This is a genomic window from Kitasatospora sp. NPDC087314 (genome assembly GCF_044744365.1).
Lineage (GTDB): Bacteria > Actinomycetota > Actinomycetes > Streptomycetales > Streptomycetaceae > Kitasatospora.
On the sequence record NZ_JBIUYE010000002.1, the window covers coordinates 138,650 to 154,796 of the forward strand.

A 16,147-nucleotide genomic window follows, 5' to 3' on the forward strand; every position below is an offset into this window, starting at 1 on the left:
GCCCGCCGAACCACCGTCGGCGCCACCGCTGTTCACCGATCCGGAGCAGGCCGCCGAGTTCATCCGGCGGTTCCACGGCGAACAGCCCACCGCCGGCCCCGCCGACGCCCGGATACGGAGCGTCCTCGACGAGATCGACCGCACCGGCACCTACGAGCACACCCCCGCCGAACTGGCCTACGGCGCCAAGCTCGCCTGGCGCAACGCCGCCCGCTGCATCGGCCGGCTGTACTGGCGCAGCCTGGTGGTGCGCGACCTGCGGCACCTCGGCTCGGCCGACGACATCGCCGCCGAGTGCTTCGAGCACCTGCGGCTGGCGGGCAACGGCGGGCGGATCCGCCCGGTGGTCTCGGTGTTCGCCCCCGACCGCCCGGGCCGCCCGGCCGCCCGCATCGTCAACCAGCAACTGGTCCGCTACGCCGGCCACCGGGTCGACGGCGGCGTCGTCGGCGACCCGGCCGGCGCCGCGCTCACCACCCGCGCCCGCGACCTCGGCTGGAAGTGCGCCGAGGACCGCTTCGAGGTGCTGCCCCTGCTCGTCCAGGAGCGCCCCGGCGAACGCCCCTGCTGGTACGAGCTGCCGGACGACACCACGCTGGAGGTGCCGCTCGCCCACCCCGCGTACGCCTGGTTCGCCGACCTCGGCCTGCGCTGGTACGCGGTGCCCGCGATCAGCGACATGACGCTGGAGATCGGCGGCGTCCGCTACCCGACCGCGCCGTTCAACGGCTGGTACATGGGCACCGAGATCGGCGCCCGCAACCTCGCCGACGCCGACCGCTACGACATGCTCGCCACCGTCGCCGAGCGGCTGGACCTGGACACCTCCAGCGACCGCACCCTCTGGCGCGACCGCGCGCTGGTCGAACTCAACATCGCGGTGCTGCACTCCTTCCAGGAGGCCGGGGTGACGATCGCCGACCACCACACCGAGTCCGAGCGGTTCCTCAGGCACGTCGCCCAGGAGAAGCGGCTCGGCCGGCCGACCCCGGCGGACTGGAGCTGGATCGTGCCCCCGGTCTCCGGCGGGCTCACCCCGGTCTACCACCGGTACTACGACGCGGTGGACCCGTCGCTGCGGCCGGCCTTCGTGCCGCGCGAACCCTGGTGAGACCCACCGGGTGGACGCGGGCCCGTGGCTGCCCGGCGGACGTCCGAGCGTCCGGCGGGCCCGCCACGGACGGACGAAGGCTCGACGGACCCGCGAACGCCCGCCCCGCCTACGGGCGTTCGGCCTACGACTGCCCGGCTTGCGGACGTTCGGCCAGGCGCTCGAAGCGCAGGACGAGCCCGTCGAGCAGTGCCTCCAGGCCCGTCTCGAAGGCGCCCTCGTCCACCGTGCCGCGGTGTCCGGCCAGCCGGTGCGCCTCGCCGAGGTGCGGGTAGTCGGCCGCGTCGTACACCTCGGCGTCCGCGGGGAAGCCGGCCGCGAAGGAGGCCAGCGCCGATCCGGTGACGAAGTAGCGCATCAGCGCGCCGATCCGGGTGGCCTGGCCGCGCGGCCAGCCGGCCTCGACCAGGTGGCCGAAGACGGCGTCGGCCAGGCGCAGCGCGTTCGGCCGCCGGCCCGGGCCCTGGGCGAGCACCGGCACGATGTTGGGGTGGGCGGCGAGCGCGGCGCGGTAGGAGCGGGCCCAGTCGCGCAGCGCGTCCGGCCAGGGCGTCGCCCGACCGCCGGGGGCGCCGAACATCGACAGGTCGACTTCGCCGATCACGCTGTCCACCACCGCGTCCAGCAGTTCGTCCTTGGTGGCGACGTGGTTGTAGAGCGAGGGCCCGCTGACCGACAGTTCGGTGGCGAGGCGGCGGGTGGAGAGGGCCGCCAGGCCCTCGGCGTCGATCAGTCGCAGAGCGGCGGCGACGATGCGCTCGCGGCTGAGCAGCGGGGTGCGCGGGCGGGCCATCGGGTACGTCCTCCGGTTCCTCCGGTCGGGTGGGGCGGCGACCGATTCTGACAGGTGCCCCTTCCCAGCGCGGGCCGGCCGGGGCTACAGTCCCTCCATAAAACTTGCAGCGCTAGTTTAATGGATCGGGAGCCGCCGTGAACCTGGAGCTGTCCGAGGAGCAGAGCGCCGTCCGGGACCTCGCCGCCTCCTTCACCGACCGCGAGATCGCGCCGTACGCCGCCGAGTGGGACCGCGCCGAGTCCGTCGACCGCGCGGTCATCGGCAAACTCGCCGCACTCGGCTTCCTCGGCCTCACCATCCCCGAGGAGTACGGCGGCAGCGCCGGCGACCACCTCGCGTACTGCCTGGTCCTGGAGGAGCTCGGCCGCGGCGACTCGGCCGTCCGCGGCATCGTCTCGGTCACGCTCGGACTGGTCGCCAAGTCGGTCAACGGCTACGGCACCGAGGAGCAGAAGCGGCACTGGCTCCCCCGGCTCACCTCGGGCGAGGCGCTCGGCTGCTTCGCCCTCACCGAGCCCGGCACCGGCTCCGACGCGGCCAACCTCACCACCCGCGCCGTCCGGGACGGCGACGACTGGCTGATCAGCGGCGCCAAGACGTTCATCACCAACGGCACCTGGGCCGACGTCGCCCTGGTCTTCGCCCGCACCGGCGGCGACCGTCCCGAGCAACAGGGCCACAAGGGCATCACCGCCTTCCTCGTGCCCACCGGGCTGCCCGGCTTCACCCGCACCGAGATCCACGGCAAGCTCGGACTGCGCGGCCAGGCCACCGCCGAACTCACCCTCGACAACGTCCGGGTGCCCGACAGCGCCCGGCTCGGCGAGGTCGGCAAGGGGTTCCGGGTGGCGATGTCCGCGCTGGCCAAGGGCCGGATGTCGGTCGCGGCCGGGTGCGTCGGCATCGCCCGCGCCTGCCTGGAGGCCGCCGTCCGCTACGCCGGCGAGCGCGAGCAGTTCGGCAAGCCGATCGCCTCGCGCCAGCTCGTCCAGGAGCTGCTGGCCGGCATCGCCGTCGACGTCGAGGCCGCCCGGCTGCTCACCTGGAAGGTCGCCGACCACATCGAACGCGGCCTGCCGTTCGCCACCGAGTCCTCCGTGGCCAAGCTGTACGCGAGCGAGGCCGCCGTCCGGGCCGCCAACAACGCGCTCCAGGTGTTCGGCGGCTACGGCTTCATCGACGAGTACCCGGTCGGCAAGTACCTGCGCGACGCCCGGGTCATGACGCTCTACGAGGGCACCAGCCAGATCCACCAACTGCTCATCGGCCGCGCCCTGACCGGTGTCGACGCTTTCTGACCACACGTTCCGACAACACGTCAACATCCTCTGAAAACACCGCTGTTCCGTCTGCTAAGGAGCCCGACGACGTGCGTCCCGTCTACTTCGCCGCAGCCCGCCGCACACCCATCGGCCGGCTGCGCGGAGCGCTCGCCACGGTCCGCCCGGACGACCTCTCGGCCACCGTGCTGCGCGCCCTGCTCGCCGACGTCCCCACCCTCGACCCCGCCCGCATCGACGACGTCTACTGGGGCGCCGCCAACCAGGCCGGCGAGGACAACCGCAACGCCGCCCGGATGGCCGTCCTGCTGGCCGGCCTGCCGGAGACCGTCCCCGGCGCCACCGTCAACCGGCTCTGCGCCTCCGGCCTGGAGGCCGTCACCCTCGCCGCCCGGGCCATCGGCTCCGGCGAGGCGGACGTCGTACTGGCCGGCGGCAGCGAGTCGATGACCCGCGCCCCCTTCGTCCTCCCCCGCCCCGACGAGGCCCTGCCGCACCGGATCGAGACCTACGACACCCGGCTCGGCTGGCGGCTCACCAACCCCCGGATGGCCGACCTGCACGGCGTGCTCAGCATGGGCGAGACCGCCGAGGAGGTGGCGAGCCGGTACGGCATCGGCCGGGAGCGCCAGGACGCCTTCGCGCTGCGCAGCCACCAACGGGCCGCCGCCGCCCGCAAGGACGGCCACTTCGACGCCGAGCTGATCCCGGTCGAGCGGCCCGACGGCGTGACGGTCGGCCAGGACGAGGGCATCCGCGAGGACACCAGTCTGGAGAAGCTCGCCCGCCTCAAGCCCGCCTTCCGCCCCGGCGGCACCGTCACCGCCGGTAACGCCTCGCCGATGAACGACGGCGCGGCCGGGCTGGTCCTGGTCAGCGAGGAGGCGCTGCGCGAGCTCGGGCTGCGGCCGCTCGGCCGGTACGTGGCCGGCGCCTCCGCCGGGGTGCACCCCGACGTCATGGGCATCGGCCCGGTGCCGGCCACGCAAAAGGTGCTCGGCCGGGCCGGCTGGTCGCTCGCCGACCTCGACACCGCCGAGCTGAACGAGGCCTTCGCCGCCCAGGCCCTGGCCTCCGCCGACGGCCTCGGGTTCGACCCGGAACAGGCCGACGAACTGGTCAACCCGAGCGGCGGAGCGATCGCGCTCGGCCACCCGCTGGGCGGCTCGGGCGCGCGCATCCTCACCACCCTGCTGCACCGGATGCGCCGCACCGGCGCCCGGCGCGGCCTCGCCACCATGTGCGTGGGCGTCGGTCAGGGCACCGCCGTCCTCGTCGAGAACGTCCTCTGAGGGAGCACCGGAAGTGACTGAAGTGACTGAAGTGTCTGCAGTGAGCGGAGCCGGCGAAGTGAACGAGACCGGTGAAGTGACGGGCCACGCACGCAGGTTCGCGGGCCGGGTGGCCGTCGTGACCGGCGCGGCGCAGGGCATCGGCGCGGCCACCGCCCGCCGACTCGCCGCGGAGGGCGCCACGGTCGCCGTCCTCGACCTCACCGCCGAGCGGGCGGCAGGGACGGTCGCGGAGATCACCGCCACGGGCGGCACCGCGCGGGCGTACGGCTGCGACGTGGCCGACTACGACGCCGTCGAGGCGGTGTTCGCGCAGGTCGCGGCGGACCTCGGTGGGGTGCACATCCTGGTGAACAACGCCGGGATCACCCGGGACAACCTGTTCTTCAAGATGCCGAAGGCCGACTGGGACGCGGTGCTGACGGTCAACCTGACCAGCGCGTACAACTGCAGCCACGTCGCACAGAAGTACATGGTGGCGCAGAAGTACGGGAAGATCGTCTCGCTCAGCTCGCGCTCCGCCCTCGGCAACCGGGGCCAGGCGAACTACGCGGCCGCCAAGGCTGGCATCCAGGGGCTCACCGCGACCCTCGCGATCGAGCTGGGCCCGTTCAACATCAACGTCAACGCCGTCGCCCCCGGGTACATCGCCACCGCGATGACCGCGGCCACCGCCGAGCGGGTCGGCAGCACGGCCGAGGACCACCAGGCGGAGGTCTCCGCCCGGACCCCGCTGCGCCGGGTGGGGCAGCCGGAGGAGATCGCCTCCGTGGTCGCCTTCCTTGCCAGCGAGGACGCCTCCTACGTCAGCGGGCAGACCTTGTACGTCAACGGCGGGGCCCGGTAGCCCCGGCAGGGCCATCAGATATCCCGACGATCGCACTGACGTGTCATCACATAGCTGTCCCAGGTGTGAGGTTACCTTCACCTGGGACGGCCTTTACCTTTTCGCGTGGCCGAGCATGACCATGCCCTTGATCAAACGACCCCACAAAATGACTATGGCATGATCATGCGACAATCGATGGGATGGCCGGACCACCCGACCGGACCAGGTCGGGCCCTGCGTCCCAAGGAGTCCCATGGGCAGCCCCGCCCCCCTTCGCCGCGCCCTGGCTCTGCTCGCCGTCGGGGCCACCGCCCTCACGGCCGGCACCATCGCCGTACCGGCGGTCGGCGCCGCGACCGCCGCCCCCGCACACGACCTCGCGGGCGTCCACGTCCGCCCGGCCTCCTTCGGGCACCACAACGCCCAGGCGCGCGTCGCTCCGCTGAGCACCACCCAGTGCGTCAGCCAGATCGGCATCCACTGCTACTCGCCGCTGCAGTACCGCAACGCCTACAACCTGAACCCGCTGTACCAGGAGGGCGTCACCGGCAAGGGCCGCACGATCGTCATCGTCGACTCCTTCGGCTCGCCGACCATCCAGCACGACCTGGAGGTCTTCGACAAGCAGTGGGGCATCCAGGACACCCAGGTCGAGGTGGTCAAGTGGGGCAACGTCCCCGTCTTCGACCCCAAGAACCCCGACCACACCGGCTGGGCCGGCGAGACCACCCTGGACGTCGAGTACGCCCACGCCATCGCCCCGGACGCCCACATCGTCCTGGTCGAGACCGGTGTCGCCGAGACCGAGGGCACCACCGGCCTGCCCGAGATGATGGACGCCGAGCAGGCCCTCATCAAGGCCGGCCGCGGCGACGTCATCTCGCAGAGCTTCGGCGCCACCGAGAACACCTTCCCGGGCTACGACAAGGGCGACTTCAAGTCGCTCACCGACCTGCGCTACGCCTTCAAGGCCGCCGCCGACCGCAACGTCACCGTGCTCGCCGCCTCCGGCGACAACGGCGCCACCGACGCGCAGACCAACGGCACCGACCTGTACCCGTACAAGGTCAACTCGTGGCCGTCCTCCGACCCGCTGGTCACCTCCATCGGCGGCACCCAGCTCACCCTGGACGACAACGGCGCGCGCACCGCGCCCGACAAGGTGTGGCACGACAAGTCCGGCGCCGGCGGCGGTGGCGTCTCGGGCATCTTCGACCGCCCGTGGTACCAGGCCGGCGTCGCCAACGTCACCGGCAACCACCGCGGTACGCCCGACATCAGCATGAGCGCGGCCGTCGACGGCGCCGCCTGGACCTACGAGTCCTACGACCCGACCGCCGTCGGCTGGCACCTCACCGGCGGCACCAGCGAGGCCACCCCGCTGTTCTCCGGCGTCGTCGCCCTCGCCGACCAGCTCGCCGGTCACCGCCTCGGCCAGCTCAACTGGCGCCTGTACGGCCTCAACCTGCTCCCGAGCGGCTTGAGCGGCATTGAGGACGTGAAGGAGGGCGACAACTCCTGGAACGGCGTCACCGGCTACACCGCCACCGAGGGCTACGACCTCTCCAGCGGCCTCGGCACCATCAACGGCGCCAAGTTCGTTCACGCCATCGCCGGTCGGTGACCGGCAGCAGGTAACAACTAACAGCGAACAGATAACAGATTTCGAAATCTGTTATCTGTTCGCTGTTTTCTGTTCTCTGTCAGCTGTCCGGCCGAGGTGTCAGACGCGGTCCGCCGGGGAGGGGATGGGGGCGGTCGGGGCCGGGGCAGGAGCGGCGGCCAGCTGGGCGAGGTAGCGCTCGGCGGCGCGGAGCTTTCGGCCGTCCCGGCCCGGGAGGAAGGCGCGGAGTTCGATGATCTCCGGGGCGATCCGGAGGGCCGCCGCCCGGTCGGGGATCGAGCGCCAACAGGCTTCGGCGTTGGTGGCCGCCTGCTGCGTCTCCGGGTGGTCCGGGCCCTGCGAGCGGAGCAGCGTCAGCGCCACCTCCCGGTAGATGTCGGCGGCCTCGGCGGGCCGACCCGCGAGACGGCACACGTGCGCCCGGACCTGGCGCACCTGGAGGACCGGTTCGGAGACCGCGCCGTGCTCGGCGATCGCCTCCAGTTCGAGGGCGAAGGCGAGGTCGGTGGCGGCACCGTGGTCCCCGGCATCCGCGCTGCGGACGATCCGGCCGATGACCTCCCGGTAGTCGGCGCGCGGCGGAACGGACGCCGGAGCGCCAGCGGGCGCCGCATCGGCTTGCACCACATCGACCGGCACCGCGTCCACCGGCACCGCGTCGACGGGGACCTCGCCGTCGGCCGGCGCCGCGTCCTCCGGCACCTCCGCCGCCGGCACCGCGTCCGCGGGGGCCTCGTCTGCCAGAGGAGCTTGCGCCGGGACGGCGTCCTGCGGTTCCGCCGTGACCGGGACGGCATCCGCCGGCTCCGGCTGCTCCGTCGGTTCCGGCTCCGCCTGCTGAAGCTTGGCCAGCGACACGCCCGCAGCCGACTCCGCGGCCTCGACGACCTCGGGCAACTCAGGCAGCTCGGGCACCTCGTCCGCCGGTGCGGGCTTGCGCAGGGTCACGCCCGACGAGTCGGCGGGCTGCGCCTTCAGCAGGCTGACCGGGCGGGCCGGCCGGGGCGGGGTGGGCGGCACACCGGGCTTGACCAGGCTCACCAGACCGGCCTCGGCCACCGGGGCCAGAGCCGGAGCCGGGACCGGGGCGGCCACGGACGGTTCGACGACGGCGTCCCACGGCTCCGCCTGGCCCGGCACCAGCGGCGTCGGTGCCGCCGGCGGTACCGACGGCGCAGGTGGCTCGGACGGCACGGCGTCGACCGGCGGCACGGCCCCGGCGAAAGGCACGGCATCAGCGAAGGACACGGCGTCCGCCACCGACGGCACGACGTCCGACAGGCCGTCGCCACGGCGGGCGGTGTTGCGGAAGACCGGGCGGTCCGGGGCGTGCGTGGCCAGGATGATGACGTCCGGCCGCAGCACCGAGTACACCTGCTGCCGCAGTTGCTCGGGCGCGAGCACGTCGCCCGCGCCCGGGCGGCCGCCGTGCAGCGCCTCGATCAGGGCGCGGGTGAAGGTGCCGACCTGCTCCGGGTCCGGGCTGACGACGGCCCACAGCGGAATGCCCTCGCTGAGCGGCGAGACGGCGCCCTGGAGGTACGGCCAGGCGTTCTGGTCGGCGCTCAGGTCGGCGATGACGAGGGTCTGCCACTCGGCCGGGCGGTGGCCCAGCTCGGCGGCGACGGCCTGCCAGGGCAGACCGTCCTGCTTGGAGTCGCGCAGGGTGAGCTGGAGCTGGCCGCCGCGCTTGTCGGCGACGATGTGCCCGCCCAGGTGGACGAGCAGCGGCCCCGGGTGGCGGGAGGCGGCGCGCAGGTGGGCGAGGACGGTGTGCGGGTCACTGGCGCCGGGCAGGTGGACGGCGTCCACCGCGTCCGCTGCGAGCAGCACCTGCGGCGAGACGGCCGCGAGCATCGCGGACAGCACCGACGCCTGGGCGGGACCACCGCGGCCCCAGGTGCGGCGCCCGGAGTTGCCGTAGCCGCCCTCGACGACCAGGATCCGTCCGCGCGGCGCCGACCCGAGCCCGCCCGCACCGGAGGCACCCGCGCCCGGTGCCGGGAACGGCAGCGGCGTGGCCGCGGAGGGCGGCGCGCCCACGACGGGCATGCCGGTGACGGTCCATCCGGTGGGCGCGGCCGGCAGCGGGGCCGGGCCCACCGGGGCGGACGGCGGGACCGGCGGCGCGGGCGGCGGCTCGTACAGCGCGGCGGGCCCGGGCGGGTGTTCGTCCGCCGGGATGCGCGGCGGCGGTACGGCGTCCCACGGGCCCGAGTCCGCTGCCGGTTCGGGGCCTCCTGGGACAGCTGTCGTCTCCGCCATCTTCTGGTCACCGCCCCACCCCGCCGCTTCGCGGCGTCTGATGCCCTTGCTGTGTGGTGCCTGCCACCACTCCCGTTGCGCCACCCTACGAGATCCCGGCACACCCGATCCAGGCCGGGTCTCCGATCAGCGCGCCACACGGCCCGCTATCGTGCCGTCATGGCAGGCCTCGGCATACCTCTTCTGTTCCTCGACATCGACGGACCACTGATCCCGTTCGGCGCGCCGCCCCCGGGCGGCTACCCCACCTATCGCAGCCCGTACGCCACCGGCCCAGGCCCAGGCCCCAGCTCAGGCCCGGATGCCAACCCCCTGCTGGACCGCGTCGATCCGGCACTCGGCCGACGCCTGCTGAACCTGCCCTGCGAACTGGTCTGGGCGACGACCTGGATGTCCGACGCCAACGCCTGCCTCTCCCCCTGGCTCGGCCTGCCTCAGCTCCCCGTCCTGGACTGGCCGGTGGCCAACGACGACGAACCGGTCGGCCTGCACTGGAAGACCCGCGCACTGGTGGCCCGGGCCGCCGGCCGCCCATTCGCCTGGGTGGACGACGAGATCACCGCCGCCGACCGCCGCTGGGCCTCGGCCCACTCGCCCGCTCCCGTGCTCCTTCACCGCGTCGACCACCAACGCGGCCTCACCGACGCGGACTTCGCCACCCTGGACGCCTGGCTGCGGTCAGTCTGAGTACACTCCCCCGCCATGGACTACGCCGCCGGACCACCACTGCCCTGGCACGTCGCACTGGACGGCGGGGTGCTGATCGAGCTGTGGGCGGACGGATACGGCGTCGAGGACGGGGCGTACCTCTTCAGCGTGCTGGCCCGGGCCACGCAGGAGGAACAGCGGCAGGTCGACATCGTCGCCCGGACCCCGGCGGACCCTCAGCGGGTGGGTGTCGCGGTCGCCCGGTTCCCGGCCGCCGCCGTCCGGGACGTCCACACCGCCACCACCCGTGCCGCCGAGGGCCGGTGCGCCTGCCCGAGCTGACCGGACACAGCACCCCGCCCGCGTGGCGCTGCCCGGCCGCTCCGAGGGGCGGCCGGGCAGCGGAACGGGCCGGGTCAGGAGCCGGCGAGCAGATCGCGGAGGAGGGCGACGGTGTCGGCGTCCAGGTCGCGGCCGGTGCGGCGGCTGAGCGCGTCGAGGCGGTTGACGGCGCGCAGGAGCTGGTCGCGGGCACCGGCCGAGGCGTAGGCGTAGAAGAGGTCCCGGTGCAGGAGTTCGACGTCCGGGGCGACGGCGAGGCCGCGGAACACGGCGGCCTCGGCGCTGCGGTGGTCACCGTACTGCAGGCGGCGGGCGGCCAGTTCGTGGGCGGTGTCGACGATCGCCGCGATCATGTCCTGGCGTTCGGCCTCGGCCCAGCCGTAGGAGGCGGGCGGGGCCTCGGCGAACGGGGCGCCGCGTACCAGGGCCAGGGCGTGGGCGAGGGCGGCGTCGGCGGTGGCGCTGGTGCTGCGCATGCCGCGCCGGTAGAGGCTGCGGAACTCGTCCCAGTCGCAGGTGACGACCGGGGTGAAGGAGTAGCCGTCGGTGGTGTCGGTGGGCAGGAAGGTGCGGCCCTCGGGAGAGGTACCGAACCAGGCTGCCAGGTCGGCGAGTTTGCCGGGTAGCGGGCTCTTGGCGTCGGCCGCGGTGGGGTGCGGGTCGAGGTGGGCGGCACCGGGGTGGAGGTCGTGGTCGAGGGCGTGGTGGTCGGCGCCGGGGCGCAGCGCGAGGTAGACGGCGAGTTCGGTGAGCCGGGGCAGCGCGCCGGGTTCGGCGGAGCCGAGGGCCCCGGCGACGTCGACCGGGCCGAGCAGGCGGATCCGGGGGGCATTGCGGGTGGCGTGCGCCTCCGGGGAGCGGAGGATGGCGAGCAGGTCGTCGCTGTCGCTGCGCCCGGGGGTGGTCTGGGCGACCAGGGCCGCGGCGGGGCCGGGCTCGGCCACGGCTCCGGCGGCGGGCTCGGCGGCAGACGCGGACTCGTACGCGGCGCCCGGCTCGGGATCAGCCGGGGGCTCCGGGCGGGACGGGATGCGCGGGTCGGCGCCGGTGGGCGCGGGCGCGGGCTGGTGCGTCGGAGCGGGCTCGGCGGGCGGCGCGGGCACGACCGGCTGGACGGACTGGACGGGCTGGACGGGCTGGACGGCCGCCGGGGCTTCCTCCGGCGCCTCCGCCGCCTCCGCCGCGTCCGGACGGCGCAGGTCCCGGGTGGCCTCGTCGACGGCCTGCTCGGCCACGGGCTCGCTCTCGGCCCCGTTCCCGACCTCCGTCCCGCTCCCGTTCCCGGCCTCCGTCCCGCTCCCGGTCTCCGTCCCGCTCCCGGTCTCCGTCCCGGTCTCGGTCTCGGCGGACGCGGCCTGCCGCCCCTGCCCGTTGACCGCGTACCGCCCCGGTCCGGCCGACGGGGCCGGTACCGGCGTCGCCGGATCGGTGCCCGCGAACGGGCTGGCGCCGGTGCCGATGACTCGGGCGAGCAGCCGGGGCCCGGCGGCCGTGTCCGCACCGTCCTGCGCGCCGCCCGCCGGGGCGCCGACGGCGGCCAGCACCGGTACGGCGGCGGGTAGTTCGGCGGTGTCGGCGTCGTCCGCGTCCGGGTCGGACCCGGGACCGTCCAGGGTCCAGGCGGGGGCCGGATGCTGGGTGAGGTCGTCGGCGGCACGGAGCAGCTCGGCGACCTGGTCGTACTGCTGGTCGCTGAGCCGCTGGAGTTCGACGGTGAGGTGCAGGCCGGGGATGGCGGCCTGGCCGGTGGCCGGGAGGGTCCAGCGGGCGACGGGGCCGCTGCCGCGCTCGGGGGCGCGGGTGATCACGGCGACGCAGGTGCGCGGGCGGGCGTCGAGCAGGCGGCCGAGTTCGGCCGGGATGTCGCCGCCGGGCTGCTGGGCGCAGAGCACGATCTCGGGGATCCAGGACTCGTCGGCCTGGCCCCGGCTGCGGGCGTCGCGCGGGCTGGCGGCCTCGGCGGCGACCAGTGTGGCACGGGCCTTGGCGGTGCGCGGGCCGAGTGCGGCGAGCGCGGCCTCCAGGGTGGGGTGGCGGTGGACGCGCTCGGCGGCCGGGCCGCTGATCGGCACCTCCTCGGCGAGGTCCACCAGGTGCAGGTGGAGCCGGTCGGCGAGCGGGCTGTGCGCGAGTTCGATGGCGAGGGTGCGCAGGATGTCGCGGGCGTCGTCGGGGTGGCCGGAGAGGTGGAGCAGCCGCACGGCCTCCAGGTCGGCGAGGACGACCGAGCCGTCGGGCGAGGTACCGAGGGTGACCAGGGCGGGGTAGGGCGCGGCGGTCTTGCGGGCCTGGGCGGCGCTGAGCAGGTCGCCGGAGTCGGGGCTGCACCACCAGACGTTGGCGGCGTGCGCGGCGCGGAACGGCGCGATCGGGGTGGCCGGGCCGGAGAGGTGCAGTTCGATGGTGTGGCCGGGGGTGATCCGGGCGGCGACGATGGCGGGCAGCCGCTTGCCGCCGCGCACGGTGTTGCGGGCCATGGTGCGCAGTGCGCGGTCGAGCAGGTCGAGGCCGGCGGCGTCCTGGCGGGCCCTGAGCTCGTTCTCGAAGGCGGCGGCCTCGGGCGCGGGCATGGCGATGCGGTGCCGGGGGCGGCGGGCACGCTGCTGGGTGCCGCGCTTGTGGGCGACGGTGCCGACCATGACGGCGGCGAGCAGGACGCCGACGGTGGAGGCGGTGAGGGCGATGGAGTAGTCGTCGCCGGCGGCCGGTTCGGCGTGCGCGGCGGGGGCGGGCGCCTGGACGGGCGCCTGGGTGGGCGCCGGGGTGGCCGGCTGCGGCGCGGCCTGGGAGGGCGCCGCCTGGGTCGGCGCGGGGGCCGGGGTGGCGGGCGCCTGGCCGGCGGGCGGCTGGCCGGTCGCCGGCGTCTGCTCCGGCGCAGGAGCAGGAGCAGGAGCCGGAGTCGGAGCCGGCGAAGAGGCGGGCGCGGGAGCGGCGGCCCCCGGCACGGTGAGCACCATCCCGGGTACCACCACGTCCGGATCGGTCAGCTGCTCCCCGTCCGGCGCCTGCGCCCCCTTGTTCGCCTCGAACAGCTTCGGCCACGCCTCGGCGTCCCCCAACTCCCTCTGGGCGATGGCGGACAGGCTGTCCCCGGCCTGCACGGTCACCGTCGCGTGCCCGCCCGCACCCGGCTCCGTCCCGGACTGCGGCGCCTGCGCCGCCCCGGACGCCGAACCGGCCCCAGAGCCGGACGCAGAGCCGGACGCAGAGCCGGACGCCGCCCCTGAAGCCGACCCGGCGCCGGGCGCCGGCGCGGCGTCGGTACCGGAGGCGGGCGCCGGAGCCTTCGCCTCGTCCGCCTTGGCGTCCCCCGGCATCAGCAGCGCCCACCCCGGCTGGATCGGCCGGTCGGCGTCGAAGCGGATGCCGGAATCGTCCATCACCCGACCGTCGTTGAGCTTGGCGATGTCCACCCACCGCTCGCCGGAGCCCAGTTGGCGCTCGGCGATGGACCACAGGCTGTCGGCGGGCCGGCTGTCCCGCACGGTGTACGTGGGGTTCTGCTCGGCGGCGGGTGCCAGGGCGGGCGTGGACTGGGCGGCGGGCAGGGCGGCGCGCTGTACGCCCGCGGTCAGCTGGGCCGGGGCGGTGGCGGTGTGGGCGGGGGCGGCCGCGAAGGCCGAGCCGGCGACCGGCATCAGCGCGAACACCGAGCCGACCAGCCCGGCCGCGAGCCGCTGGCTCCAGCCGAAGGCCGGGATGCGGCGGGCGATCCGGCCGCGCAACTGGGCGGGGATCTCCAGCAGGACGGAGAGCGCGAAGCAGGCCCAGGCGAGCCAGCCGACCACGACCAGCAGCCAGAGGAACAGCCGTCCGTCGTCCGGACCGGTGAGCGCCTGGCCGACGCCGTCCGGCGCGACCTCGCCCATCGCGGCGACCGCGCGGGTGCCGTAGAGCAGCAGCGCGGGGACTCCGAGCAGCAGGGCGAGCAGGGTGACCAGCGCGGCGAGCGCGGTGATCAGGGCGGCGCCGCGGCCGCGCCCACGCGGTGGGCGGGGCGCCGGGGCGGCGGGCCGGCCGGCGGCCCGGTGTCCGGTGTGGGCCCGGTCGTTGGCGGTTCGAGCCCGGCCCGGGGCGGTTCGGGCCTGGTCCTTGGCACGTGGCGCGGCCATCAGTCGGTCTCCGCTTTCTCGACTCCGTGGACGAGGGTCGCACTGCCCTTGCCCGTTACCTTCCGCTCCCCGAGTGAGCCCAGCAGGACGGGCCGGAAGTCGGCCCGCACGGTGACGGTGACGACCTTGCCGTCGCCGGAGAACTCGACCTCGCCGGCCCGCAGGCCGTACAGGGCCAGGTAGGCGTCGGCGGCCTGCCGGACGTAGTCCTGCTGGATCTTGAAGCCCTTGCCCTGGAGGACGGCGGCCTGGTCGAGCTGCTGTCCGCCGACCCGCGCGGCCTCCTGGGCGTAGGCGTCGGTGCGTTCGGCGACCCGCAACCGGCCGCCGGCGTCGATCACCAGGGCGATGACGAGCACGACGTAGGCCGCGCAGATCGCCACGAAGAGGGCGACCGCGCCCCGGTCGGAGCGGCGCCGAAGCCGCGCCCTGAACGGCACTCTCATCCCCCCTGCCCCTTCCGCACTCGTTCTCCCCACCGGCCCCCACCGGGCGCCACTCGGTCCCGTTGCGTCATCCCCCGAGCGCTCTCCGCTTGCGTCTCCCCCGCGCGGGCCGTCCCCAATCCCCCGTTGTGGCCCGTGTCCCGCCGGGCGCCCTCCCGGGTCGTCATGTGCCCCGGTAGCGGTCCACCACCGAGGTGAACTCGCCGACGAGGTGCTTCGTCACGGGTACGCCGGACGGTCCGCCGAGCAGGTCGGCCAGTTCGACGTCGCACACCACCGTGACCTTGACGGTCGTGACGGCGCCGCCGGGCAGGTCCAACTCGCCCGGCACCACCTGGACGTCCCCGTTGCGGCAGGACACGCCCTGCTGGCGCAGCGTCGCGAGGGCCGACTCCCGGCCCGGTTGCACCATTCCGTCGACGCTGCGCTGCAGCGAGGCGGTGCGCGCGCCCGCGCGGGCGGCGGCCTCGACCGTACCGGCCGTGGTCTGCACCCGTCCGGCGGCGACGGCCACCAGGACCAGCCCGACCACGGCCGGCACGACGATCGCCGCCTCGATGGCGACCCCGCCGCCGTCGCCCCGCCGCCCGGGCCACCACGCGGGCAGGCGCGCCGGCCGCCGGACGGGCGGGCGCGGGGCGCGGGTCCGCCGTCTCACGGCCGCACCACCGCGGGCGGGACGAACCGCTCGCGCGGCGCCTCGGCGAACTGCCTGAGGGAGGGTGCCGACAGCCCGGGTATCAGCAGCGGCGGCCGCACCGCCACCGTGACCCGGATCAGCTCGGGCGTGCTTCCGTCGGTCGTCACCGTGTAGGAGTGGACGCCCTGCCGGTCGAGGAAGTCCCTGGCCTGCCGGCCCGCCGCCTCGTTCTTCGCCTCGTCCGTCGCGTTGCCCTGCACCCGGCCGGCGTCCACGCCCTCCCGGGCGGCGGTGAGCGCGAGCTGCCGGTCGTACCACCAGAGCGCGGCCTGGACGACGAGCATCAGGAGCACCAGGACGACCGGGAAGACGATGGCGAGGCTCACGCTCATCGACCCCCGGTCGCCGCGACGGCGGGGTCGGTACGTCACTTGGTGGCGCCACCCGCACCCGCGCCCGGCATGTTCGGGTCCTGCTCGACCTTCTGCACGACCTTGTCCTTCAGCAGGTACAGCGCGGTCGCGACGGCGCCCGCGACGAAGACCAACGCGATGATGGCGAGGGCGAGTTCGATGCTGATGGCGCCGCGGTCGCCGCGCGCGCGGGCGGCGCGCAGCCGGCCCAGCCGCAGGGTGAACAGCAGCAGGGCGAACTGCACGGGCAGCAGGACGGGCCGGATCAGCCTGCCTGTCAGGCGGGCGAGTCGGACGGTCATTCGGGTCTCCCGGTGTGTGGTGTGGTGTCAGATGCACTGCTAGGAAC

General features: G+C 74.8%; 14 protein-coding genes. 7 read left to right on the top strand and 7 right to left on the bottom strand.

All coding sequences use genetic code 11. From position 1 onward, the window contains the following. Positions 1-28: 28 nt before the first annotated feature. Entirely contained in the window at positions 29-1,111 is a 1,083-nt protein-coding gene (locus ACIO5E_RS04485) for a nitric oxide synthase oxygenase (RefSeq protein WP_400664418.1), read from the top strand. 124 nt (positions 1,112-1,235) lie between these two features. Here ACIO5E_RS04485 and ACIO5E_RS04490 read toward each other — a convergent pair whose 3' ends face one another. After that, positions 1,236-1,904, bottom strand: coding sequence for a TetR/AcrR family transcriptional regulator (locus ACIO5E_RS04490; protein ID WP_400663747.1), 669 nt, complete (start codon positions 1,902-1,904; stop codon positions 1,236-1,238). 137 nt (positions 1,905-2,041) lie between these two features. On the opposite strand from ACIO5E_RS04490, the gene ACIO5E_RS04495 reads away from it, so the two are divergent. The 4 genes from ACIO5E_RS04495 to ACIO5E_RS04510 all read left to right on the top strand — a co-directional run bounded on the left by ACIO5E_RS04495 (position 2,042) and on the right by ACIO5E_RS04510 (position 6,932). Further along, the gene (locus ACIO5E_RS04495; protein WP_400663749.1) at positions 2,042-3,205 is read left to right on the top strand and encodes an acyl-CoA dehydrogenase family protein; all 1,164 of its coding nucleotides are present in this window, start codon (positions 2,042-2,044) and stop codon (positions 3,203-3,205) included. 71 nt (positions 3,206-3,276) lie between these two features. Further along, the gene (locus ACIO5E_RS04500; protein ID WP_400663752.1) at positions 3,277-4,479 is read left to right on the top strand and encodes a thiolase family protein; all 1,203 of its coding nucleotides are present in this window, start codon (positions 3,277-3,279) and stop codon (positions 4,477-4,479) included. 76 nt (positions 4,480-4,555) lie between these two features. Beyond that, positions 4,556-5,326, top strand: coding sequence for a 3-oxoacyl-ACP reductase FabG (gene fabG / locus ACIO5E_RS04505; protein ID WP_280679749.1), 771 nt, complete (start codon positions 4,556-4,558; stop codon positions 5,324-5,326). Between the two features lie 235 nt (positions 5,327-5,561). Beyond that, on the top strand, positions 5,562-6,932 hold the full coding sequence (locus ACIO5E_RS04510; protein WP_280679526.1) for a S53 family peptidase: 1,371 nt from the start codon (positions 5,562-5,564) through the stop codon (positions 6,930-6,932). 99 nt (positions 6,933-7,031) lie between these two features. On the opposite strand, the gene ACIO5E_RS04515 is transcribed toward ACIO5E_RS04510, so the two are convergent. Beyond that, positions 7,032-9,197 carry a hypothetical protein gene (locus ACIO5E_RS04515; RefSeq protein WP_400663757.1) on the bottom strand — a complete coding sequence of 722 codons (2,166 nt, stop codon included), beginning with the start codon at positions 9,195-9,197 and terminating at the stop codon, positions 7,032-7,034. 159 nt (positions 9,198-9,356) lie between these two features. Between ACIO5E_RS04515 and ACIO5E_RS04520 the strand changes: the two genes are divergently transcribed. Beyond that, entirely contained in the window at positions 9,357-9,884 is a 528-nt protein-coding gene (locus ACIO5E_RS04520) for an HAD domain-containing protein (RefSeq protein ID WP_400663759.1), read from the top strand. A gap of 15 nt (positions 9,885-9,899) precedes the next feature. Then, positions 9,900-10,187 carry a hypothetical protein gene (locus ACIO5E_RS04525; RefSeq protein ID WP_400663762.1) on the top strand — a complete coding sequence of 96 codons (288 nt, stop codon included), beginning with the start codon at positions 9,900-9,902 and terminating at the stop codon, positions 10,185-10,187. A gap of 74 nt (positions 10,188-10,261) precedes the next feature. Here ACIO5E_RS04525 and ACIO5E_RS04530 read toward each other — a convergent pair whose 3' ends face one another. The 5 genes from ACIO5E_RS04530 to ACIO5E_RS04550 all read right to left on the bottom strand — a co-directional run bounded on the left by ACIO5E_RS04530 (position 10,262) and on the right by ACIO5E_RS04550 (position 16,100). Next, the gene (locus ACIO5E_RS04530) at positions 10,262-14,299 is read right to left on the bottom strand and encodes a LysM peptidoglycan-binding domain-containing protein (protein ID WP_400663765.1); all 4,038 of its coding nucleotides are present in this window, start codon (positions 14,297-14,299) and stop codon (positions 10,262-10,264) included. Then, a complete protein-coding gene (locus ACIO5E_RS04535) occupies positions 14,299-14,745 on the bottom strand; it encodes a hypothetical protein (RefSeq protein ID WP_400663767.1) in 447 nt (148 codons plus the stop codon). The genes ACIO5E_RS04530 and ACIO5E_RS04535 overlap by 1 nt, the downstream gene beginning before the upstream one ends. Positions 14,746-14,908: 163 nt before the next feature. Next, on the bottom strand, positions 14,909-15,403 hold the full coding sequence (locus tag ACIO5E_RS04540; protein WP_400663769.1) for a TadE/TadG family type IV pilus assembly protein: 495 nt from the start codon (positions 15,401-15,403) through the stop codon (positions 14,909-14,911). Next, complete coding sequence (locus ACIO5E_RS04545; RefSeq protein ID WP_400663771.1) at positions 15,400-15,777, bottom strand: TadE/TadG family type IV pilus assembly protein; 378 nt, start codon at positions 15,775-15,777, stop codon at positions 15,400-15,402. The genes ACIO5E_RS04540 and ACIO5E_RS04545 overlap by 4 nt, the downstream gene beginning before the upstream one ends. A gap of 35 nt (positions 15,778-15,812) precedes the next feature. Further along, positions 15,813-16,100, bottom strand: coding sequence for a hypothetical protein (locus tag ACIO5E_RS04550; protein ID WP_400663774.1), 288 nt, complete (start codon positions 16,098-16,100; stop codon positions 15,813-15,815). Positions 16,101-16,147 lie beyond the last annotated feature (47 nt).